The organism is Stenotrophomonas pictorum JCM 9942 (assembly GCF_001431585.1).
Classification (GTDB): domain Bacteria; phylum Pseudomonadota; class Gammaproteobacteria; order Xanthomonadales; family Xanthomonadaceae; genus Stenotrophomonas; species Stenotrophomonas pictorum.
The window spans coordinates 44,229-65,890 of sequence record NZ_LLXS01000021.1; the positions used below are offsets into that span (position 1 = coordinate 44,229).

Here is a 21,662-nt window from a genome sequence, read left to right on the forward strand (position 1 = left end):
AATGAACAAGCCAGTCGCACGGATTTCCGCCCTGTCATTGTCGATGCTGCTGTTCGTGGGCTGCGCCACCACCAGCGTGGCCCCCACCAGCTCACCGGCCCAGCAGGCGGCCATCGCCCTGCTGGAACAGGGCAAACCGCGCGAGGCGGCGCAGCAGCTGGAAGCCCAGGCCGGCGCAGCCCGCGGTGCGGCCAAATCACAGCTGCTGGCCGACGCCGCCTTCGCCTGGCACGAAGCCGGTGACAGTGCCCGCGCACGCATGCTGATGGCGCAGGTGCAGATGCGCCAGCTCGGCGGTGCCAGCCGCCAGCGTTTCAGCCTGCTCGGTGCCGAACTGGCATTGCAGGACAAACAGCCGGCCGCCGCGCTGCAGGCGCTGGGCGAACGCCCGGAACAGCTGCCGGTCGCGCTGCAGGCGCGCTGGCACCTGGCCCGCGCCCAGGCCTTTGAAGCCTCCGGTGACGCCTTCAATGCCGCGGCCGATCGCGCACGCGCGGCAGTGGCACTCAGCGGCAGCGCACGCGCCGACAACCAGCGCGCCATCACCCGCCTGCTGGCCGGCCTGGACGATGCCACCCTGGGCAGCCGCACCGCCGCACTGCCGGCCGGCGATCCGCTCTACAACTTCGCCGGCCGCGCCCTGATCGCCCGCGGCCTGCCGCTGCCGCGCCCGTTCGACCGCGATGCCGCCTGGCAGCTGGATACCGGCAAGCGACCGCCGGCCGAGGCCGATGGCTACCGGCCGCCGCTCAAGCTGGCGGTGCTGCTGCCGCTCAGCGGCAACATGGCCACCGCCGCCGCACCGGTGCGCGACGGCCTGCTGGCCGGCTACTACGGTGAAACCCGGCGCCGTCCGCAGATCGATTTCCTAGACACCAAGGGCACGGCCGCGGGCGCCAGCGCCGCCTATGACAAGGCGGCAGCAGACGGGGCCGATTTCATCGTCGGCCCGCTGGGGCGCGAGGAAGTCGATGCACTGTTCCAACGTGACCAGCTGCCGGTGCCGATGCTGGCCCTGAACCGCGGCAAGGACACCCCGCCGCCGGGCAACGCCGCCTTCTCGCTGGCCCCGGAGGACGACGGCATCATCGCGGCCGAATACCTGCTCGGCCGCGAGCGCGGCAACGTGCTGATCATCGCCAGCAACGACGATGCTGGCCGTCGCGCCAGCGCCGCCTTCAAGGAGCGCTTCAACGAGCGCGGCGGCAAGGTCGCCGCCAGCATCAGCGTGGGTGATGTCCCCGGCGATATCGGCGCCCAGCTGCGCCAGGCCAACGGCGTGGACGCGGTGTTCCTGGCGGTCAAGGGCAACCAGGCGCGCGCCCTGTCGCCGCAGCTGGCGCTGGCCGGCCTGTCGGCGGTGAGCCGCATCGGCACCTCGCAGCTGCTCAGCAACACCGGCAAGGCCGAGGAAGACAGCGCGCTGGATGGCATCGTGTTCCCGGGCGAAGCCTGGACCGCACGCGGCGTGGCCGGCCTGCCGGCCGCCAGCAGCCTGGCGGCCACGCTGCCCACCGCCCGCGGCGGCGCCGCGCGCCTGTTCGCCTTCGGCCATGACGCCTGGAAGATCAGCGCCTATCTGGAGAAGCTGGCCAACGCTACCCAGGGCGGACTGCAGGGCGCCACCGGCAGCCTGCTGCTGGACGGCTTCGGCAATGTGATCCGCACCCCGGCCTGGTCGAGCTTCAGCGGCGGACGGCCGGTCGCAATCGGTGATGGCCGCTGAGCCGTCGCAACGCGGCGCGGCGGTCGAAGCCGCCGCCCGGACGCTGCTGGAGAGCACCGGCCTGCGCTGGCGGGCCAGCAACGTCCGCTTCCGCGGCGGCGAACTGGACCTGGTGATGCACGACCCGGTCGGCGACAGCGTGGTGTTCGTGGAAGTGCGCTATCGGCGCTCGGCCGCCTTCGGTGGCGGCGCGGCCTCGGTCGACACCGGCAAACGCCGCAAGCTGCTGCATGCCGCACAGCTGTATCTGGCCAGCCAGCCGGCCTTGGCCCAGGCAGCCTGCCGCTTCGACGTGGTTGATGCCAGCGGCGAGCCACCCCAGCTGCACTGGATCCGCGACGCTTTCCGCGCCGACGACTGCTGATGCCCAGCGTTTTCACCCATGCCGCAGTTCCGTTGGCGCTGTGGTGCGCCAGTGATCTCGGCCGCCTCCCGCCACGGCTGCTCGCGGCCGGCCTCGTCGCGGCGATGCTGCCCGATGCGGACGTGCTCGCCTTCGCGCTGCAGATCCCCTACGCCGATGCGCTCGGCCATCGCGGCGCCAGCCATTCGCTGCTGTTCGCAGCCCTGTTGGGTTTCCTGGCTCTGTTGGGCGCACGCGGATTGAATGCCGGGCGGTTGCAGGCCGCTGCCTTTGTCCTCATCTGTGCGCTGTCGCATCCACTGCTGGACGCGCTGACCTCTGGCGGCCTGGGCGTCGCCCTGTGGTGGCCGTGGAGCGACGCGCGCCTGTTCGCGCCGTGGCGACCGATCCGGGTCTCACCCTTCGCCAACCAGTTCTTCAGCGCCCGGGGTCTGCAGACCGTACTCTCGGAGCTGCGCTGGGTGTGGCTGCCGCTGTTTCTCTGCGTGTGCGGCTGGCGCCTGGTCCAGCAGCGCGCCCCCGATTTGAGCCAACGCCCATGAACTCGCTGCCTGCCGCCTTCCACCAGATCCTGACCCAGCTGCTCGGCGAGGCCTGGCGCACCGATGCCGCCGCACTGGAAGCTCATGCCCGGGACAACTCCTGGCGCCACGCGCTGCCACTGGGCGTCGCCCTGCCAAGCACGCGCGAACAGGTACAGGCCATCGTCCGCGCCTGCCGCGAGCACGGTGTGCCGCTGGTCGGGCGCGGCGCCGGCACCGGCACCACCGGCGCGGCGGTGCCCACCGCCGGCGGCATCGTGCTTTCGTTCGCACGCATGAACCGCATTCTCGAGATCCGTCCCGGCGACCGCTGCGCGGTGGTCGAACCAGGCGTGCTCAACGGCGACCTGCAGCAGGCGCTGATGCCGCACGGCCTGTTCTGGCCGCCGGACCCGTCCAGCGCCGAGATCTGCAGCATCGGCGGCAACCTGGCCTGCAATGCCGGCGGTCCGCGCGCGGTCAAATACGGCACCAGCCGCGACAACGTGCTCGGGCTGGTGGCCATCACCGGCAGCGGGGAGTTGATCCAGTGCGGTGGCGCCTATACCAAGGACGCCACCGGTTACGACCTGACCCATCTGATCGTCGGCAGCGAGGGCACGCTGGCGCTGATCGTCGAAGCCACGCTCAAACTGGCCCCGCGCCCGCGCGCGCAGGCCGGGCTGCGGGTGCTCTATCGCGATGCCAGTGCGGCCGCGGCCGCGGTGTCGCGAGTGATGGCGCAGCCGGTCACCCCGACCATGCTCGAGTTCATGGATGCGCGAAGCCTGGAGCTGCTGCGCCGCAATGGCGCGCAGGTGCCCGAGGCCGGCGCGATGCTGCTTATCGACGCCGATGGTGATGATGACACCCTGCCCTACCTGCTCAATGCCTTGGCCGAAGCCGCCGAAGGCGATGGCCTGCTGGCACTGGATGTCGCCACCGACGGCAGCGCGCGCGACAAACTGTGGGCCGCGCGACGGGCACTGTCACCGGCGCTGAAAAGCATCGCCCCGGGCAAGATCAACGAGGACGTGGTGGTGCCGGTCTCGCGCATCCCCGACCTGGTGGAAGGTGTGCAACGGCTTTCGCTCGAGGCCAAGCTGCCGATCGTCACCTTCGGCCATGCCGGCAACGGCAACCTGCACGTCAACATCCTCTACCACCCGGACGATGCCGGCGAGAACGCGCGCGCCCATGCCGCCCTGCCCAAGGTCTTCGCACTGGCACTGGAACTGGGCGGAACGCTGTCCGGCGAGCACGGCATCGGCGTGGCCAAGCGCGACTTCATGGCCCAGGCGTTTTCACCGGCCACGCTGGCGACAATGCGCGCGATCAAGCAGGCCCTGGACCCGGACGGCATCCTCAATCCGGGCAAGGTGCTGCCGCTGTAGGCGCAGTGCAGGAGCAGGCTACCCGGTGAAATGCCGGTAGCCACTGGCGCGCGCGCCGTTGGCATCACCTTCGCAGCGGACACCCTGGCCTGCGACGATCACACCGATACGCGTCAGCGGCAGCGCAAGCCGCGATGCCACCGCTTCCAAAGCCAGGCGCTGTTCCGGCGCGGCGGTGAAGCACAACTCGTAGTCGTCGCCGCCACGCAACGCGCAGTCCAAGGCGGCAGCGGCGCCAAACGCGCGGCGCAGGGCGGACGACAACGGCACCGCCTCGCCCTTCACTACAGCCTCCACGCCGCTGCGTGAGGCGATATGGCCGAGGTCGGCCAGCAGGCCATCGGACACATCGGCCGCCGCATGGGCCAGCCCGCGCAGCGCCAGCCCCAACTGCAGCCGTGGTGCCGGCCGCTGCAGGCGCTGGCGCAGCCGTTCGAGATCGCCGTCGACCGCGGCGGCGCGCACGTCCAGACCGCCCTGCTGCCAGAGCTGCAGCGCAGCGGCGGCCTCACCGGGATGGCCACTGACCCAGACATCGTCGCCCACCCGGGCAGCGTCGCGCCGCAGCGCCTGGCCTGCCGGCACCCAGCCCATCGCGGTGATCGAGATCGACAGCGGACCGCGCGTGGTATCGCCGCCGATCAGGGCGATGCCATGGGCATCGGCCAGAGCGAAGAAGCCATCGGCAAACGCCTCGATCCAATCCGGATCGGCCTCTGGCAGCGACAGGGCCAGCGTGCACCAGGCCGGCTGCGCGCCCATCGCGGCCAGATCGGACAGGTTCACCGCCAGCGCCTTCCAGCCGATATCGGCCGGCAGCGTCTCGGGCGGGAAATGCACGCCGGCGTTGAGCGTATCGGCGGTCACCACCAGCTGCTGCCCGGGCGGCAGCTGCAGCAGCGCCGCGTCATCGCCGATGCCCAGCGCGATGTCCGCGCGCGCACGGGTACGCGCGGCGATCCGCTCGATCAGGCCAAACTCGTCAAGGCTCACTTCATCAACTCCCGCAAACGACAACGCCGGTGCCGATGATGCCGGCCCCGGCGCGTTCAGGGTGAAACGGCGGCACCGCCGCCGTCGGCTTACTGGCCCGATTCGGTCTTGCGCCATTCCAGCGCGGCACGGTCGAGCACGCCGTTGACGTAGGTGTGGCCGTGTTCGGAACCGAAACGCTTGGCGGTTTCGATCGCCTCGTTGATCACCACCCGGTACGGCACGTCCAGGCGGTAGCGCAGCTCGTAGGCCGCTACGCGCAGCACCGCACGTTCGATCGCATCGACTTCTTCCACCCCACGGTCGACAAACGGCGCCAGCGCCTCATCGATGTCGCGGCGGTTGTCCAGCACGCCACGCAGCAGGTTCTCGAAGTACGCCAGATCGGCGATTTCATGGGCCTGCTCGTGCGCGAACTGCGCCAGCAGCGAGTCGGCGTTGCCACCGGAAATCTGCCAGGCGTAGATCGCCTGCAGGGCGCGGCGGCGTGCGCGCGAACGCAGCACCGGATCGATACCGTCGCGACGGACCGGCTTTCCGGCGGGCCTGCCGTTGTTCTTGTTGTTCATGGCAGCTGTTCCAGAAGATTGACCATTTCCAATGCCGCCAAAGCGACTTCCTCCCCCTTGTTGCCGTGGCTGCCGCCGGCGCGCGCCTCGGCATCCTCCACCCGCTCCACCGCCAGCACGCCATTGAGCACCGGTACGCCAAAGTCCAGCTGCGTGCGCATCAGGCCCTCGGCACAACGGTCGGCTACGTGTTCGTAGTGGCGGGTATCGCCGCGGATCACACAGCCCAGTGTGATGATCGCCGCATGCTGGCCGGCGGCGGCCAGCCGCGCGGCCACCAGCGGGACTTCCCACGCGCCCGGCACCCGCACCACATCGATGGCGTCCTCGCCGATACCGTTGCCGGCCAGGCTCTGCCGCGCGCCGGCCACCATCGCATCGGTGATGCGGGCGTTCCAGCGGCTGGCGATGATGGCAAAACGGGCCGATCCGGCCGGGCGGAGGTCGCCTTCGTAGTGGCTCATGGGGTGCGGGGGTCCAAAAGGTGGGTAAGTTTAACGCGTCAGTACCGCTTGCCGGCCGTTACGGGACCGGCACCTGCACGGTTTCGACGATTTCCAGGCCATATCCGGCCAGTCCGATCTGCCGGCGCGGGGTGCCCAGCACCCGCAGCTTGCCCAGGCCAAGGTCGGCCAGGATCTGCGCGCCGGCGCCATTGCGCCGCCACTGGCCGACATCCTTGCTCTTGCCTGCGGTTTCATCCTGGGCGCGGATCCGGGCCAGCAGCGCATCGGTATCGCGCGGTGCCGAGAGCACCACCATCACCCCGCTGCCGGCCGCATCGATCGCGCGCAGCGCGTCGGTATTGGCCACGCCGAAGTCCTCCCGCCGCCAGTGCAGCAGATCGGCCAGCGGGTTTTCCACCTGCACCCGCACCAGGGTCGGGGTGGCCTTGTCCGGGGTGCCGCGGACCAGCGCGAAATGCAGGTCGTGGGCGATCCGGTCACGGTAGGTGATCAGCTGGAACGGGCCGAACTCGGTGCTGATGCCGCGCTCGTCCACGCGCTCGACGGTGTGCTCGGTGGCCAGCCGGTAGGCGATCAGGTCGGCGATCGAGCCGATCTTCAGGCCATGCTCGCGGGCGAACACCTCCAGCTCCGGGCGGCGCGCCATGGTGCCGTCGGCATTGAGGATTTCCACCAGCACGCCGGCCGCTTCCAGCCCGGCCATGCGCGGCAGGTCACTGGCCGCCTCGGTGTGGCCGGCGCGGGTCAGCACGCCACCGGGCTGGGCGGTCAGCGGGAAGATGTGGCCCGGCTGGGTCAGGTCCGACGGCCTGGCGTTGGGCTGGATCGCGGTGCGGATGGTGTGGGCGCGGTCATGGGCGGAAATACCCGTGGTCACGCCTTCGGCCGCCTCGATGCTGACGGTGAAATTGGTGTGGAACTGGGCGGTGTTCTTCTGCACCATCGGCGTCAGACCCAGCTGCGCGGTGCGCTCGCGGGTCACCGACAGGCACACCAGGCCACGGGCGTGGGTGACCATGAAGTTGATGTCCGACGGCCGGACCAGCTCGGCGGCCATGATCAGGTCGCCCTCGTTCTCACGGTCCTCGTCATCGACGATCACGACCATGCGGCCGGCGCGGATTTCTTCCAGCAGTTCGGGGATGGGGGCGAAACTCATGACGTGGCTCCTTGGCCCAGCAGGCGCTCGACATAGCGGGCGACCAGATCGATTTCCAGATTGACCGCACTACCCACGGTGGTGGCAGAAAAAGCGGTATTGGCGACGGTGTGCGGGATCAGCGCGACTTCGAAGCCTTCGTCATCGGCCTCGTTCACCGTGAGGCTGACGCCATCGACACAGATCGAGCCCTTTTTGGCGATGTACTTGAGCAGCGCCTTGGGCGCGGCAAAACGCCAACGCAGCGCGCGCGCGTCCTCGTGGATGGACAGCACCTGGCCCAGACCATCGACATGGCCGCTGACCAGATGCCCGCCGAGTCGGTCGGTCGGGCGCATGGCCCGTTCCAGATTGATCACGGCCCCCTCGGTCAACACACCAAGCGTGGTCAGCGCCAGGGTTTCGGTCGAGGCATCGGCCTTGAAACTGCTGCCGTCAAAGTCGATCACAGTCAGACACACGCCATTGACGGCAATGCTCTCGCCCAGCTGCACGCGATCGAACGGCAGAGTGCCCACGCTGAAGGTGAAGCGGACATCGCCGCCGAGGGGTTCGCGTGCGGCCAGCCGGCCGACGCCTTCGATGATTCCAGTAAACACTAACGTTCTCCGCGAAAAGTGAGCGAAAAACGCCGCAAGGCATGCAGGCGCACGGACCCGTCAGGGCCCGCGACACCGTCTTCTTTCATCCGGACTATGACCGTCGGCTCCGGCATCTGACCGGATCTGCTGACCTTCAACGCATCTATCTGGAGGACAGATGGACAAAGCGCTCGCGGGCTCGGGCTTGCACCCCTACCGCCGGTGGGGAATTGCACCCCGCCCTGAAGACGTTTGTGAGTGCCGGAAAGTCCGGCGTGCGCATTGTACCAGCCCGGCCTGAAGCTCGACCTTTGTAATATGAATGTTAAAATCTGCGTGCACGACACGACGTCGCGCGATCGGCCCGCAACCGGCCGACTGAAACGGACATCACTTCTTAGAGAGGAATTCCATGCGCAAGACCCTGATTCTGGCTGCCCTGCTGGCGGCCACCCCGTTCGTCGCTTCCGCTGACGAGATGAGCTACACCTATGTGGAAGGTGGCTGGACCCAGGTCCAGATCAACGACGATTTCCTGGACGACCCCAAAGGCGACGGCGGCTATATCCACGGCTCGTTCGCGATCGCTCCGCAGGTCCATGTGTTCGGCGGCTATTCGACGGTTTCCAAAAGCTATTCCGCTGCCGGCGCGCGCCTGAAAGTCGATCTGGCCCAGCCGGAACTCGGTATCGGCTACCACATGAACATGAGCGAGCGTGTGGACTTCACCGCCGACATCGCCGCCGTACGGGTGAACGCCAAGGTGAAGATCTCCGGCCTGCCGGGCTTCAACGGTACCGGCAAGGATCACTCCACCGCCGGACGCGCCACCGTCGGCGTCCGCGGCAAGCCCTCGGCCCGCACCGAGGCGTGGCTGAAGGCCGGCGTCATGGATGGCAGCGACATGGATAGCACCTTCGTCGGCAACCTCGGCGGCCAGGTCAGCTTCAACAAGACCTGGGGTGTGGTGGGCGAAATCCAGTTCATCGAAGACACCACCCAGTACCTGGCCGGCGTCCGCGCCAGCTTCTGATCCGCGTTACAGCGCCTCAGATCCAGCGGGAGCCCTCGGGCTCCCGTTTTCATTCGCAACGGCCGCGCTGGTTACGCCTGCTCAGACCGGACGCAGCAACAGCCGCAGGTCCTTGCCCAGCATGCGCACATCGGCCAGCTCCAGCGGCACGGTCTGGGCCATCGTCGCGATCCCCAGCCCGGCCAGCAACGGCCGCGCGGCATCGCCCATCAGCAATGGCGCGATGTAGAGCAGCAGTTCGTCGACCAGCCCGGCCTGCAGCAGGGCACCACACAGGGTCGGCCCGGCTTCGACATGCACCTCGTTGATACCCCGGGCAGCCAGCAGCGCCATCACCGCCGCCAGATCGAAGCGGCCATCGGCCTGCAGCGGCGAGGGCACGAACTCGACCCCGGCCAGCACCGGTGCGGCCAGTGCCGGGTCATGCAGATACAACGTCGGCGCCCCGCCCTCACGCACCCGCACGCAATCCAGGGTGCGCAGCCGCGCGTCCAGCACCACCCGCAGCGGCGGCAGGAATTCGCCGTGTTCGGGCCGTGCGGTCAATGCCGGATCATCGGCCAGCACGGTCGCCGCACCGGTCAGGATGGCACCGGCCCGCGCCCGCCAGTGCTGCACGTCGGCCCGCGCCGCCTCGCCGGTGATCCATTTGGATTGGCCATCGGCCATGGCGGTGCGCCCGTCCAGACTGCCGGCCAGTTTGACCCGCACCAGCGGCCGGCCACGTTCGATCCGCGACAGGAAGCCGGCATTGAGCACGCGCGCCTGAGCGGCCATCAAACCTACCTCGACCGTGATGCCGGCCTGCCGCAGCAGGGCGAAGCCGCCGCCATCCACATCGGGAAACGGATCGGCCATCGCCGCCACCACCCGCGACACGCCCGCCTGGATCAGCGCCAGCGCGCACGGCGGCGTGCGCCCGTAATGCGCACAGGGCTCCAAGGTCACGTAGGCGGTGGCACCGCGTGCGCGCCCGCCGGCCTGGCGCAAGGCGAACACTTCCGCATGCGGCCCGCCGGCGCGCTGGTGCCAGCCCTCGCCCACGACCTCCTCACCCTGCGCGATCACACAGCCGACCATCGGATTGGGCCGTGTCGTCCACGCAGCGCGTTCGGCCAGACGCAGCGCGCGGGCCATCAGCAGGTGATCGTTGGCGGTGAAGTGGCTCATCGGGGACCTCATTACGTCAGCGGCCCATTGCCAGATGCGACAACGGACGAGGTGGCAGTGTATGCGCCGGCAGACCGTACTTGCAGTGCGGCACGTCTAGCGGCGACCGGTCTCCACCGCCATCACCGTGACCGCGAGCGGGCCCAGCGGCAGGCGGGCATGCACCTGCCAGCCCAGCGAGCGGTACCACGCCACCATCGGTGCTTCGCAGTACAGGTACAGCTCCGCAACGTCGAAAGCGGCGGCCTGGACGATGGCATGTTCCACCAGCGCCGCACCTACACCCCTGCCACGCGCCTCGGGTTTCACATACAGCGAGGCCAACCACGGCGACCAGCCGCGGATCTGCTCGTGATCGTCGTGCAGCAGGCTCACCGAGCCGAGCCAGGTTCCGGCGTCCATCGCCAACCAGGTGCAGGGAATGGCGTCGCGTTGCTGCGCCCGCAACTCGGCTTCGGCCTGGGCCACGCTCCAGTCCGGCAACAGATTGCCAAAGGCCTGGACGTGCGCGGCGGCCAGCGCCGGCACCAGAGCGGGGTGATCACGCAGATTGACGGTCAGCATCCGGATTCACGACCCGCCGTGACGCGCGGCCACTGCCACACCAGCGCTACGCCGCCTGGCACCGGATTCAACGCTTGGCGGGCTTCGCTGGGCGTCCATCCGCCGATGCGCCGTCTTCCAGCAGCGGGAGCTGGCCGTCAGCGGCCGGCATATCGCGTTCGAGCTTCTCGATCTCGTCGCGGAAATCGGCCACATCCTCGAAGCTGCGGTAGACCGAGGCGAAGCGCACATAGCCGACATGGTCGAGCTTGCGCAGCTCATCCATGACGAAACCACCGACCTTGATCGACGGCACTTCGCGCTCGCCACACATGCGCAGCTGATGCACCACGGCACGGACCGCCGCTTCGATCCGCTCCTCCGAGACCGGCCGCTTCTGCAGCGCGCGGTCGAACCCCACCCGCAACTTGCGTGCATCGAACGCCTCGCGCCCGCCATCGCTCTTGATGATGACCGGCAGTTTCAACTCGATGGTCTCGATCGTGCTGAAACGTTCACCGCACGCCTCGCAACCGCGGCGACGGCGGATGGTCGCGCCGTCTTCGGAAACGCGTGAATCGATCACGCGGGTGTCGTTGTGCTGGCAGAACGGGCAATGCATCTCTCTGGCCTTCAACATCGGGCGCCGGCAACGCGGCGCGGGAACCACTACAACGCAGATACAGCAAACCCCGGGATGGAGCAAGGCTGCCGGGCCCGGGGTTTGGCCACCATCACAGTGGCGATCCCTGCAATGACACAGCGCCGGCAAACCGCCGGCATCGGCGGCGCATCAGCCGTAGACCGGATACTTCTTGCACTGCGCGCTGACCGCATCGCGCACGCGGGCGATCACCGTCTCATCGGCCGGGGCATCGAGCACGTCGGCAATCCAGTTGGCCAGATCCACGCAGTCCTGCTCGAGGTAACCGCGGGTGGTCACCGCCGGGGTACCCAGGCGCAGGCCCGAGGTCACGAACGGCGAACGCGGGTCGTTGGGCACCGAGTTCTTGTTGACGGTGATGTGCGCCTTGCCCAGTGCGGCCTCCGCATCCTTGCCGGACACGTCCTTGCCGATCATGTCCACCAGCATCAGGTGGTTCTGGGTGCCGCCGGAAACGATCTTGTAGCCGCGCGCGATCAGCGTGGTCGCCATGGCCTGGGCATTCTTCACCACCTGCTGCTGGTAGGCCTTGAATTCCGGCTCCAGCGCTTCCTTGAAGGCCACCGCCTTGGCGGCGATGACGTGCATCAGCGGACCGCCCTGGATGCCCGGGAACACGATCGACTGCAGTTTCTTCTCGATCTCCTCGCCGGCGCCCTTGGCGATGATGATGCCGCCGCGCGGGCCGCGCAGGGTCTTGTGGGTGGTGGAAGTCACCACGTGGGCGTGTTCGATCGGATTCGGGTACACACCGGCAGCGACCAGACCGGCGACGTGCGCCATGTCCACGAACAGGTAGGCACCGACCTTGTCGGCGATAGCGCGGAAGCGCGCCCAGTCGACGATCTGCGAATAGGCGGAGAAACCGGCCACCACCATCTTCGGCTTGTGCTCCAGCGCCAGGCGCTCGACTTCGTCGTAATCGATCAGGCCCTGCTCGTTCACACCGTACTGGACGGCATTGAAGATCTTGCCCGAGGCATTGACCTTGGCCCCGTGGGTCAGGTGGCCACCGTGGGCCAGGCTCATGCCCAGGATGGTGTCACCCGGCTGCAGCAGCGCGAAGTACACGGCCTGGTTGGCCTGCGAGCCGCTGTGCGGCTGCACATTGGCGTAATCGGCGCCAAACAGCTGCTTGAGGCGGTCGATCGCCAGCTTCTCGGCGATATCCACGTACTCGCAGCCACCGTAGTAGCGCTTGCCCGGGTAGCCCTCGGCGTACTTGTTGGTCAGCTGGCTGCCCTGCGCTTCCATCACCAGCGGGCTGGCGTAGTTCTCGCTGGCAATCAGCTCGACATGGTCTTCCTGACGCTGGCACTCATCGGCGATGGCCTTGGCCAACTCGGGATCATAGGACTCGATACGGGCATCACGCGGGAACATCACAGCTCCTGGTACGGGGCGAGGGAGCTGCCGATTGTAGCGCTTCCGCCACCGCCACCGCCACCGCCCGCCAGCGGCGGTCCCGCCTGCAACCATTTCCCCTTCCCGCCACATATGAGGAAGGCGCCCCTGCGGGCGCCTTCCTGTAACCAGACCGGGACAAGGCTCAGTGGTTGAGCACGATGTCGGCGATGATGCCGGTGGCCATGGCCACCATCAGCATGTTGCCGCGGTCGTCGCGGATCCAGTGGTGGCCATGTCGCGGGCGGTGCAGGTGGTAGCGGTTGTAGTCATTGACCACATAGACCGGGCCGCCGTAGTAGTTGCTGTAGCGGTGCCCGCGCTCAAAGCCGTACGGGCGGTACACCACGCGCGGCGGGGCGTAATAGCGGCGGTCATTGCGCCGGGCGTCGCGGTAACCCTCGCGATAGCCGGAACTGTAGTGGCGGCGGTCATCGCGCCATTCGCGACGGTCATGGCCGTGCCCACGGCCGCGGTCATGACCACGGCCACGATCATCCCAGCCATGGCGCCCACGGTCGTGGTCATCGCGATCACCGGCAGCAAAGGCCGGAGCGGTGGCGCCGAACGCCAGCAGGGCGGTCATCGCGGCGACAACAAGGCGGTTCATCTTCATAGCTAGCCCTCGCTGGGTTGGTTGACGCTTCCCATAATGCTCACGTCGTCTGAACGAACTCCGGCTGGAAGCGGCTCCCGGCTTTCGTATTCATAAACCAGCAAGGGATTCCGGCACCGTCGGCCCCATCTGGCTTACGGCTATAATCGCTTATTCCCTTTTGCCTTGGGCCCAGTCCGTCATAGGACCGGGCACGGGCGTGCGCTACGGAGACTTCATGTCCTCGCAATACATCTACACCATGAACAAGGTGTCCAAAGTGGTCCCGCCGAAGCGGCAGATCATCAAGGACATCTCGCTGTCGTTCTTCCCGGGCGCCAAGATCGGCCTGCTGGGCCTGAACGGCGCCGGCAAGTCCACCGTGCTGAAGATCATGGCCGGCGTGGACACCGATTTCGAGGGCGAGGCCCGCCCGCAGCCCGGCATCAAGGTCGGCTACCTGGAGCAGGAACCGCGTCTGGACCCGGCCCAGACCGTACGTGAAGCGGTCGAGGAAGGCGTCGGCGAGGTGCTGCAGGCCCAGGCCGCGCTGGAAGCCGTGTACGCCGCCTATGCCGAGGAAGGTGCCGACTTCGACGCCCTGGCCAAGGAACAGGAGCGTCTGGAGGCGATCTTGGCCGCTGGCGATGCCCACACCCTGGAAAACCAGCTGGACGTGGCGGCCGACGCGCTGCGCCTGCCGCCGTGGGACGCGGTGATCGGCAATCTGTCCGGTGGCGAGAAGCGCCGCGTCGCGCTGTGCCGCCTGCTGCTGCAGAAGCCGGACATGCTGCTGCTCGACGAACCGACCAACCACCTGGACGCCGAGTCGGTGGAATGGCTGGAGCAGTTCCTGGCGCGCTACACCGGCACCGTGGTGGCCGTCACCCATGACCGCTACTTCCTGGACAACGCCGCCGAGTGGATCCTGGAACTGGACCGCGGCCGCGGCATTCCGTGGAAGGGCAACTACACCGAATGGCTGATGCAGAAGGACGAGCGCCTGAAGCAGGAAGACAACCAGGAAAAGGCCCGCCAGAAGGCGATCCAGAAGGAACTGGAGTGGTCGCGGCAGAACGCCAAGGGCGGCCGCACCAAGGGCAAGGCCCGTCTGGCCCGCCTGGAAGAGCTGCAGAGCGTTGACTACCAGAAGCGCAACGAGACCAACGAGATCTTCATCCCGCCGGGCGAGCGCCTGGGCAACTCGGTGATGGAGTTCAAGAACGTCTCCAAGAAGTTCGGTGACCGCCTGCTGATCGACAACCTGTCGATGATCATCCCGCCGGGTGCCATCGTCGGCATCATCGGTCCGAACGGCGCCGGCAAGTCGACCCTGTTCAAGATGATCACCGGCCAGGAAAAGCCGGATTCCGGCGAGATCGTGGTCGGCCCGACCGTCAAGCTGTCCTACGTGGACCAGAGCCGCGATGCACTGACCGGCAACCACAACGTGTTCCAGGAAATCGCTGGCGGCCTGGATATCCTCAACATCAACGGCATCGAGATCCAGTCGCGCGCCTACATCGGCCGCTTCAACTTCAAGGGCCAGGACCAGCAGAAGATGGTGGGCTCGCTGTCCGGTGGTGAGCGTGGCCGCCTGCACATGGCCAAGACCCTGCTGCAGGGCGGCAACGTGCTGCTGCTCGACGAACCGTCCAACGACCTGGACATCGAAACCCTGCGTGCACTGGAAGATGCGCTGCTGGAGTTCCCGGGCAACACCTTCGTGATCTCCCATGATCGCTGGTTCCTGGACCGTATCGCCACGCACATCATCGCTTTCGAAGGCGACTCGCACGTGGAGTTCTTCCAGGGCAACTACCGCGAGTACGAAGAGGACAAGAAGCGTCGCCTCGGCGACGATGCCGGTCCCAAGCGTCTGCGCTTCAAGGCGCTCAAGTAACACCCGCCGGACGGCCGCCCAGTGCGGCCGTCCGCTTTTGTACGGGCCACAAACCTCCTGCCTCCCCCCTGTGCCGGAAAGCCGCCATGTCCCTGTTCGACCGCCTGTTCAAGCTCCACCAGCACGGCACCAGCGTGCGCACCGAAGTGCTGGCGGGGCTGACCACCTTTCTGACGATGTCCTACATCGTCTTCGTCAACCCCGAGATCCTCGGCACCACCGGCATGGACCCGGGCGCGGTGTTCGTCTCCACCTGCCTGGCGGCGGCCATCGGCTCGACAGTGATGGCACTGGCGGCCAATTTCCCGGTCGGCATGGCCCCGGGCATGGGCCTGAACGCCTTCTTCGCCTTCACCGTGGTCGGCGCGGCCGGGCTGCCGTGGCAGCAGGCGCTGGCCGCGGTGTTCATTTCCGGCGTGGTGTTCTGGGTGCTGTCGCTGACCGGCATCCGCGCCTGGCTGGTGGCCGGTATTCCCGCCTCGCTGCGTTCGGCGATCGTGGCCGGCATCGGCCTGTTCCTGGCAATCATCGCGCTGCAGAAATCGCAGGTGATCATCGCCAATGAAGACACCATGCTCACCTTGGGCAAGCTCGACAGCGCGCCGCCGCTGCTGGCCCTCGGGGGCTTTTTGCTGATCGCGATCCTGGAAGCGCGCAAGGTGCGCGGCGCGATCCTGATCGGCATCCTCGCCGTGACCGGCATCGCCTGGGCGATCGGCCATGTGCAGTACGGCGGGCTGGTGTCGCTGCCGCCGAGCCTGGCGCCGACCTTCCTGCAGCTGGATATCCCCGGCCTGCTGCACCACGACGGCGGCGCGCCGCTGGCGGTGCTGATGCAGGTGGTGCTGGTGTTCGTGCTGGTGGAGGTGTTCGACGCTACCGGCACCCTGTATGGCGTGGCCGGACGGGCCGGGCTGCTGAAACTGGCCGATGGCAACAAGCGCTTCGGCCGCGCCCTGCTGGCCGACAGCAGCGCGATCGTCGCCGGCTCGCTGCTGGGCACCAGTTCGACCACCGCCTTTGCCGAGAGCGCCTCGGGCGTCCAGGTCGGTGGTCGCACCGGACTGACCGCGCTGGTGGTAGCCGCACTGTTCCTGGGCGCGCTGCTGTTCTCGCCGCTGGCGGCGATGGTGCCGCCCTACGCCACCGCGCCGGCGCTGCTGTTCGTGGCCGGACTGATGCTGCGCGAGCTGGTCGAGGTGAAGTGGGACGACCTGACCGAATCGGTACCCGCGGCGCTGTGTGCGCTGGCGATGCCGTTCACCTACTCCATCGCCAACGGCCTGGCGTTCGGCTTCATCGCCTACGCCGCCCTCAAGGCCGGCACCGGCCGCTGGCGTGAAGTGCGCCCGGCGGTGTGGCTGGTGGCCGGGCTGTTCGTGCTGCGCTTCGCGCTGGAGTGATCGGCGCGCAAGCGCAGTGAAACAAACCCGCCGGAGGGCGGGTTTGTCATTTATTGGACCGCGAACACCTGGCGCAGGTAGGTCAGGTAGTTGGGGTCATCGCACATGCTCTTGCCCGGCGAATCGCTGAGCTTGGCCACCGGCTGGCCGTTGCAGCGGACCATCTTGATGACGATGTTCAGCGGGGTCGGCCCCAGATCGTTGGTCAGATTTGTGCCCACGCCGAAGGCGACCTGACAGCGCCCGCGGAAATACTCGTACAGCTGCATCACCTTCTGGATGTCCAGGCCGTCGCTGAACACCAGCACCTTGCTGGCCGGGTCGACGCGGTTGGCCTTGAAGTGCGCCAGCATGCGGTCGCCCCACACAAACGGGTCGCCGGAGTCATGGCGCACACCGTCGAACAGTTTGCAGAAATACATGTCGAAATCGCGCAGGAACGCATCCAGCCCGACCACATCCGACAAGGCGATACCCAGATCACCGCGATACTCGCGCGCCCAGGACTCCAGCGCCGCCACCTGCGAGTCGCGCAGCCGCGGCCCCAGCGCCTGGAACGCCTGCAGGTATTCATGCGCCATCGTGCCGTGCGGGGTCATGCCGTAGATGCGGGCGAAATGCACGTTGCTGGTGCCGACGAACTGGCTGCCCAGCGCCTCGCGCAACATCGGCAGCATGTGCCCGTGCCACTGCCGCGAATAGCGCCGGCGCGAACCGTAGTCGGCGATGCGGCACAGCTCGAAGCCGGGCGTGTCCCGCAACAACGCGGTCTTGGCCTGCAGGCGGCGCTCGCCCTCAGCGAAATCCGGCAGGCCGGCATTGCGGAACCAGACTTCATTGATGATCGCCAGCAACGGCACTTCGAACAGGATCGTGTGCAGCCAGGGCCCGGTGATGTCCAGCTCGATCTCGCCGGGCACCGTCGGCGAGGCGCGCAGCGCGATGTACTTGCGATCCAGATGGAACAGCCCGAGGAAGTCGACGAAGTCCGGCTTCACGAAGCGCAGCGTGCGCATGTAATCCAGCTCGTCGGTGCTGAAATGCAGGCTGCACAGGTGGTCGATCTCGGTGTTGATCTGGTCCAGGTACTGCGCCAGATCGATGCCCGGAGTCCGGCACTTGAAGCGGTACTGCACCAGCGCGCCCGGGTACTGGTGCAGCACGGCCTGCATCATGGTGAATTTGTAGAGGTCGGTGTCGAGCAGGGACTGGATGATCATGCCGGCATTATGCGCCGGGCCTGCGTGAGCCCGCCTGAAAGCCGGGTTCAGCGAAGCAGCAGACGCGGCAGCTGCAACGCGGCGTGTGCCCAGATCGCGCACCAGACCCCGGCCCGTACCGGCAGCGGGCGCTGCGCGGCCTCGAACTTGCGGAAATAGCGCCACAGCCCGCGGTGCTTGTGCCACTCCACGAAGTACGGCCGCGCGCGGCTGGAGACACCGCGCACATGCAGCACCTTCAGCTCGTTGGCGATGGCCACCGTGGCGCCGGCTTCGCGCGCACGCCGGCACAGGTCCAGATCCTCGGCATGCAGGCGATAGCCGGCATCCCAGCCGCCCAGCCGCACGAACAGGTCGCGCGGCATCAGCAGCAGCGCACCGGACAGCGCCTGCACCACCTGCAACGGCTGCGCGGGATCGGCCGGCACCGCAAGCCGCGAGCCCCGCCCCGGATGGCGCAGCATTGCGGCGAAATCCGGATCGCGGCGGCGCACCGCGGCATCGGCCTGGCCGGCCTCATCGACCTGCTCCACGCCCAGCAGACAATCGCCCAGCTGCGCGCCCAGCGCACGCAGCTGCGCAAGCGTGGACGGCTCGACCATCAGGTCCGGGTTGATGAAGGCCAGCCACGGCGCCTGGCAGTCCTGCGCGCCCTGGTTGCAGGCGGTGGCGAAGCCGGGATTGTCCGGATTGGCGATGAAGCGCACGCGCGGATCGGCCAGGGCATGGCGCTGGGCGATGGCCAGCGAACCGTCATCGGAATCGTTGTCGACCACGCGGATCTCGGCCACCTCCCGCGCCGCGCGCAGCCGCTGCAGGCATTCGTCCAGCGTGCTCGCACTCTGGTAGCTGACAACAACAACGGCAATCGAATCGCTCACACCGGCTCCGCGCCTGGAAGGGAAGCACAGGCCTCGAACAGGTCGCGCTGGGCGTCGGGCATTATCGCCTGCGCGCACCGCTGCTGCAGCTGGCCGCGATGGGCGTACAGCGGGTCGTCCATCAGGAACGAGGCCAGGCGCGCGGTCCAGACCGGCCAGCGCGTGGCCAGCACCTCCATGTCACCCGCGGCCGGCCGGCCCTCCTGCAGGCGGCCGACAAAGGCGGTGTCACAGAGCACGTTGCGCCAGCCCAGGCCACTCATGCGCAGGCTCAGATCCACCAGCGCCGCATACCAGGAACCATAGCTGTGGGTATCCAGCCCGCCGGCGCGGCGGCGCGCACTGCCACGGATCAGCACCGCATGGGTCACCGCCGAAGGCAGCTCCGGGTGCAGCAGCGGCATCGCCGCACAGGCCAGGGCCAGACGCGCCGGCTCGGCCGGCAGCGGATTGACCTCACCCACGCGCGGCCAGGCGGTGGTTTCGCCGGCATTGCTCCACGGTGTGGCCGTGGCAATGGCGGCATCGCGCGCCAGACAATCGCTCAATTGCGCCAACCAGCCCGGGTGCGGAATCGCGTCCGGCGCCAGCACCACCACGTCGGCATCGCCGCAGGCGCTGAGCATCTGGTCCAGGTGCGCGACCTCGCCGATCGCACGCGGACGCCGCGTGTACTCGGCCTGCAGCTGCGTGCCTGCCAGCCAGTGCTCGATCACCGCCTGCGCGCGTGGTCCGGCCTGGCCGTCATCGGCCAGCCATACGGAAGTCCCGGCGGGCGTGGCCGCTTCCAGCGCGCCCAGACAGGCATCGAGCGCGGCCTCGTCCACGCCCACCGGCAACAGGATGACCGGCAGCGCCATGCTCAGCGGCGCGCCTTCGGGCCCAGCGGGTCCAGCGCGCGGAACTTGCTGCCGTATTCGTCGGTGAGGTTCCGCGCTTCCTGCGGATTGCGCACGATGCTCGGCGTCAGCAGCACGATGACTTCACTGCGCCGGCTGTTCTGGGTCTTGCGGCCGAACAGGCCACCGATCACCGGCAGCCGGCTCAGCCCGGGAAAGCCCGAGGAACCCTGGGTGGAACTGTCTTCGATCAACCCGGCCAGCATCACCGTGTCCCCGGCATTGACCGCGGCCTCGGTCTTCATGCGGCGGGTGTTGATGCGCACGTTGCCGTTGGCGTCGGGCTCGCCTTCCGGGGAGCTGACCTCCTGCACGATGTCCAGAAACACCATGCCGTCGCGGGTGACACGCGGGCGCACTTTCAAAATGGTGCCGGTTTCCAGGTACTGCACCTGCGCGTACTGGTTGTCGCTGATGCCCGAGACCGAGACCGAATAGACCGGTATCTTGCTGCCGACATTCAAGGTGGCGATGGCGTTGTTGCGCACGAACAGCGAGGGCGTCTGCAGCAGGCGCACATCGGTGACCTGGTCCAGTGCGCTGATCACCGCCGCGGCGTTCTTGCCCAGGAAGGTCCAGCTCAGCCCACCGCCGCCCTGGCCATCACCGGGCACCAGCGCGCCGGCGATGTCGCCCCAGATGCCGCGTCCCAGCGCCGAGGGCAGACCGGCGCCGCCGTTGGCCGGGGTGGCATTGACCGCCTGTTCGAAATACCAGTTCACGCCGTAACTGAGTTCACCGGTCAGCGCGACCTCGGCCACCTGGGCCTCGATATGCACCTGCAGCGGCATCACGTCGAGCTTCTCGACCACCTCGCGGATCGAACGCCAAGCCTGCGGGGTGGAACGCACCAGCAGGGTGTTGGTTTCCTCCACCGCCGAGACACCGACGCGGTCGCCCTCCACTTCCAGGGTCACCGCACCATTGCCCGACGCCTGCGGTGACAGCGCCAGCGGCTGTCCACCATCGCCGCCCATCCCACCGGTATCGCCCTGGCCCAGCGTGTCAGCGGGATCGGCCGAGGGATCGGTGGTGCCGCGTCCCTCCAGAGTCATCGGCGTGGCGCCAGGCGCCAGCGACACACCGCGCTGCCCGGCGGAACCACCGGCACCGGCGCCGAACACTTCGGCCAGACGCTCGGCCAGATCCCGGGCCTTGATGTACTTCAGCTCGTAGGAGAACAGGCGGGCGTTGCCGCCGGCACTGTCGATGCGGTCCAGCCACTGCTGGATCTGGTCCAGGTAGCGCGCCTGCGGGGTGATCACCAGCACCGCGTTGGCGTTGTCCAGCGGCATGAAGCGGAACATGCCGGCACTGGGCGTCTTGCTGTCCTGCCCGAACACCTTTTCCAGATCACCGGCCACCTGCGAGGCGCGCCCGGACTGGATCGGGAACACGCCCACCGACATGCCCGAGAGCCAGTCCACATCGAAGATCTCGACCGTGCGCAGGTAGTTTTCCAGCTCGGTGCGGGTGCCGCCCAGGGTGATCACGTTGCGTGAGCCGTCGATGCCGACGATCGCGTTCGGGCGCGCGTACGGCTCCAGCACCTTTTTCATTTCGCTGGCCGAGATGTAGTGCAGCGGCACCACCCGCACTTCGTAGCCGCGCGCGGCCGAGGCCGGCGCGGTACTGGGCGCCACGGTCCCGGCCAGCGACTGTTCGGCCGGCACGATGTTGTAGCGGCCGCCGCTGTAGATCAGCCGCGCGTTGTTCCAGCCCAGCACCATCTCCAGCAGGTTCAGCGCCTGCGCCGGCGAGACCGGTTTGGGCGTGGCCAGCGTGACCGTGCCCTGCACGCCGGGCGCGATGACGTAGTTCTGGCCGAGCATGTCGCCGAGGATCGCCTTGGTGACGGCCTGCACCGATTCCCCTTCGAAATTGAACACCGCCGTACCGTTGCCGGCCGCGGCCAGCGACGGAGACGGGGCCGACGCCGCCGCCCGGTTGATCACGGTGCCGTTGCCGCGGCGGATCACCGCGCGGCTGCCGGTGTCGTCGGCCTGTGGCACCTCGGCCGCTTCCAGCGCCGAGGTCCGCGCGGGCTTGCCAGGCGCGGCGGTGACAACGGGAGCCTGGGCGTTGCGACGGATGTCCGGCACCGGCGCCGTGCTGGCGCAGGCGCTGAGCGCGCCGATCAACAGGGAAAGGGAAACAATGCGTGACGTCATGC

At 68.0% G+C, this 21,662-nt stretch carries 21 protein-coding genes and 1 riboswitch; of the genes, 7 read left to right on the forward strand and 14 right to left on the reverse strand.

What is annotated here, in order from left to right; all coding sequences use genetic code 11:
- Position 1 precedes the first annotated feature (1 nt).
- The 4 genes from ARC78_RS08480 to ARC78_RS08495 are packed head-to-tail and all read left to right on the forward strand — an operon-like array spanning position 2 to position 4,005.
- Entirely contained in the window at positions 2–1,726 is a 1,725-nt protein-coding gene (locus ARC78_RS08480) for a penicillin-binding protein activator (protein ID WP_057506087.1), read from the forward strand.
- The gene (locus tag ARC78_RS08485; RefSeq protein WP_057506088.1) at positions 1,716–2,090 is read left to right on the forward strand and encodes a YraN family protein; all 375 of its coding nucleotides are present in this window, start codon (positions 1,716–1,718) and stop codon (positions 2,088–2,090) included. The genes ARC78_RS08480 and ARC78_RS08485 overlap by 11 nt, the downstream gene beginning before the upstream one ends.
- Positions 2,090–2,632, forward strand: coding sequence for a metal-dependent hydrolase (locus ARC78_RS08490; RefSeq protein ID WP_057506089.1), 543 nt, complete (start codon positions 2,090–2,092; stop codon positions 2,630–2,632). The genes ARC78_RS08485 and ARC78_RS08490 overlap by 1 nt, the downstream gene beginning before the upstream one ends.
- On the forward strand, positions 2,629–4,005 hold the full coding sequence (locus ARC78_RS08495; RefSeq protein WP_057506090.1) for an FAD-binding oxidoreductase: 1,377 nt from the start codon (positions 2,629–2,631) through the stop codon (positions 4,003–4,005). The genes ARC78_RS08490 and ARC78_RS08495 overlap by 4 nt, the downstream gene beginning before the upstream one ends.
- An 18-nt stretch (positions 4,006–4,023) precedes the next feature.
- Here ARC78_RS08495 and thiL read toward each other — a convergent pair whose 3' ends face one another.
- From thiL to ARC78_RS08520, 5 genes are all read right to left on the reverse strand, one after another.
- Positions 4,024–4,998: a thiamine-phosphate kinase gene (gene thiL / locus ARC78_RS08500; RefSeq protein ID WP_057506091.1), complete on the reverse strand. Its 975-nt coding sequence runs from the start codon at positions 4,996–4,998 to the stop codon at positions 4,024–4,026.
- A gap of 89 nt (positions 4,999–5,087) precedes the next feature.
- Positions 5,088–5,567: a transcription antitermination factor NusB gene (nusB, locus tag ARC78_RS08505; protein ID WP_054660513.1), complete on the reverse strand. Its 480-nt coding sequence runs from the start codon at positions 5,565–5,567 to the stop codon at positions 5,088–5,090.
- The gene (gene ribH / locus ARC78_RS08510; protein WP_054660515.1) at positions 5,564–6,031 is read right to left on the reverse strand and encodes a 6,7-dimethyl-8-ribityllumazine synthase; all 468 of its coding nucleotides are present in this window, start codon (positions 6,029–6,031) and stop codon (positions 5,564–5,566) included. Before ribH ends, nusB begins: the two co-directional genes overlap by 4 nt.
- A gap of 58 nt (positions 6,032–6,089) precedes the next feature.
- Entirely contained in the window at positions 6,090–7,193 is a 1,104-nt protein-coding gene (gene ribB / locus ARC78_RS08515; protein ID WP_057506092.1) for a 3,4-dihydroxy-2-butanone-4-phosphate synthase, read from the reverse strand.
- Positions 7,190–7,792, reverse strand: a complete 603-nt coding sequence (locus tag ARC78_RS08520) for a riboflavin synthase (protein ID WP_054660396.1) — start codon at positions 7,790–7,792, stop codon at positions 7,190–7,192. The genes ribB and ARC78_RS08520 overlap by 4 nt, the downstream gene beginning before the upstream one ends.
- Before the next feature lie 73 nt (positions 7,793–7,865).
- Positions 7,866–8,028, reverse strand: a riboswitch (FMN riboswitch).
- A gap of 158 nt (positions 8,029–8,186) precedes the next feature.
- Between ARC78_RS08520 and ARC78_RS08525 the strand changes: the two genes are divergently transcribed.
- Positions 8,187–8,807 carry an outer membrane beta-barrel protein gene (locus ARC78_RS08525; RefSeq protein ID WP_054660394.1) on the forward strand — a complete coding sequence of 207 codons (621 nt, stop codon included), beginning with the start codon at positions 8,187–8,189 and terminating at the stop codon, positions 8,805–8,807.
- A gap of 81 nt (positions 8,808–8,888) precedes the next feature.
- Here ARC78_RS08525 and ribD read toward each other — a convergent pair whose 3' ends face one another.
- The 5 genes from ribD to ARC78_RS08550 all read right to left on the reverse strand — a co-directional run bounded on the left by ribD (position 8,889) and on the right by ARC78_RS08550 (position 13,204).
- Positions 8,889–9,977: a bifunctional diaminohydroxyphosphoribosylaminopyrimidine deaminase/5-amino-6-(5-phosphoribosylamino)uracil reductase RibD gene (gene ribD, locus ARC78_RS08530; protein WP_425480559.1), complete on the reverse strand. Its 1,089-nt coding sequence runs from the start codon at positions 9,975–9,977 to the stop codon at positions 8,889–8,891.
- Between the two features lie 96 nt (positions 9,978–10,073).
- A complete protein-coding gene (locus ARC78_RS08535; protein ID WP_054658773.1) occupies positions 10,074–10,541 on the reverse strand; it encodes a GNAT family N-acetyltransferase in 468 nt (155 codons plus the stop codon).
- Between the two features lie 67 nt (positions 10,542–10,608).
- Entirely contained in the window at positions 10,609–11,142 is a 534-nt protein-coding gene (gene nrdR, locus ARC78_RS08540; protein WP_054658776.1) for a transcriptional regulator NrdR, read from the reverse strand.
- 171 nt (positions 11,143–11,313) lie between these two features.
- Positions 11,314–12,567, reverse strand: coding sequence for a serine hydroxymethyltransferase (gene glyA, locus ARC78_RS08545; RefSeq protein ID WP_054658778.1), 1,254 nt, complete (start codon positions 12,565–12,567; stop codon positions 11,314–11,316).
- A gap of 166 nt (positions 12,568–12,733) precedes the next feature.
- Positions 12,734–13,204: an RcnB family protein gene (locus tag ARC78_RS08550; protein WP_057506094.1), complete on the reverse strand. Its 471-nt coding sequence runs from the start codon at positions 13,202–13,204 to the stop codon at positions 12,734–12,736.
- A gap of 217 nt (positions 13,205–13,421) precedes the next feature.
- Between ARC78_RS08550 and ettA the strand changes: the two genes are divergently transcribed.
- Both ettA and ARC78_RS08560 read left to right on the forward strand, forming a co-directional pair.
- Positions 13,422–15,086, forward strand: coding sequence for an energy-dependent translational throttle protein EttA (ettA, locus tag ARC78_RS08555; protein WP_054658780.1), 1,665 nt, complete (start codon positions 13,422–13,424; stop codon positions 15,084–15,086).
- A gap of 86 nt (positions 15,087–15,172) precedes the next feature.
- Positions 15,173–16,489, forward strand: coding sequence for an NCS2 family permease (locus tag ARC78_RS08560; RefSeq protein WP_057506095.1), 1,317 nt, complete (start codon positions 15,173–15,175; stop codon positions 16,487–16,489).
- Between the two features lie 50 nt (positions 16,490–16,539).
- Here the strand turns inward: ARC78_RS08560 and pncB are convergent, their stop codons facing one another.
- From pncB to gspD, 4 genes are read right to left on the reverse strand one after another with little or no spacing between them, the layout of a single operon-like run.
- The gene (pncB, locus tag ARC78_RS08565) at positions 16,540–17,709 is read right to left on the reverse strand and encodes a nicotinate phosphoribosyltransferase (RefSeq protein ID WP_054658782.1); all 1,170 of its coding nucleotides are present in this window, start codon (positions 17,707–17,709) and stop codon (positions 16,540–16,542) included.
- 47 nt (positions 17,710–17,756) lie between these two features.
- Positions 17,757–18,590, reverse strand: a complete 834-nt coding sequence (locus ARC78_RS08570; protein WP_057506096.1) for a glycosyltransferase family 2 protein — start codon at positions 18,588–18,590, stop codon at positions 17,757–17,759.
- The gene (locus ARC78_RS08575) at positions 18,587–19,450 is read right to left on the reverse strand and encodes a glycosyltransferase family 2 protein (RefSeq protein WP_096144932.1); all 864 of its coding nucleotides are present in this window, start codon (positions 19,448–19,450) and stop codon (positions 18,587–18,589) included. Before ARC78_RS08575 ends, ARC78_RS08570 begins: the two co-directional genes overlap by 4 nt.
- Before the next feature lie 2 nt (positions 19,451–19,452).
- Positions 19,453–21,660, reverse strand: a complete 2,208-nt coding sequence (gene gspD, locus ARC78_RS08580; protein WP_057506098.1) for a type II secretion system secretin GspD — start codon at positions 21,658–21,660, stop codon at positions 19,453–19,455.
- Positions 21,661–21,662: the final 2 nt, after the last annotated feature.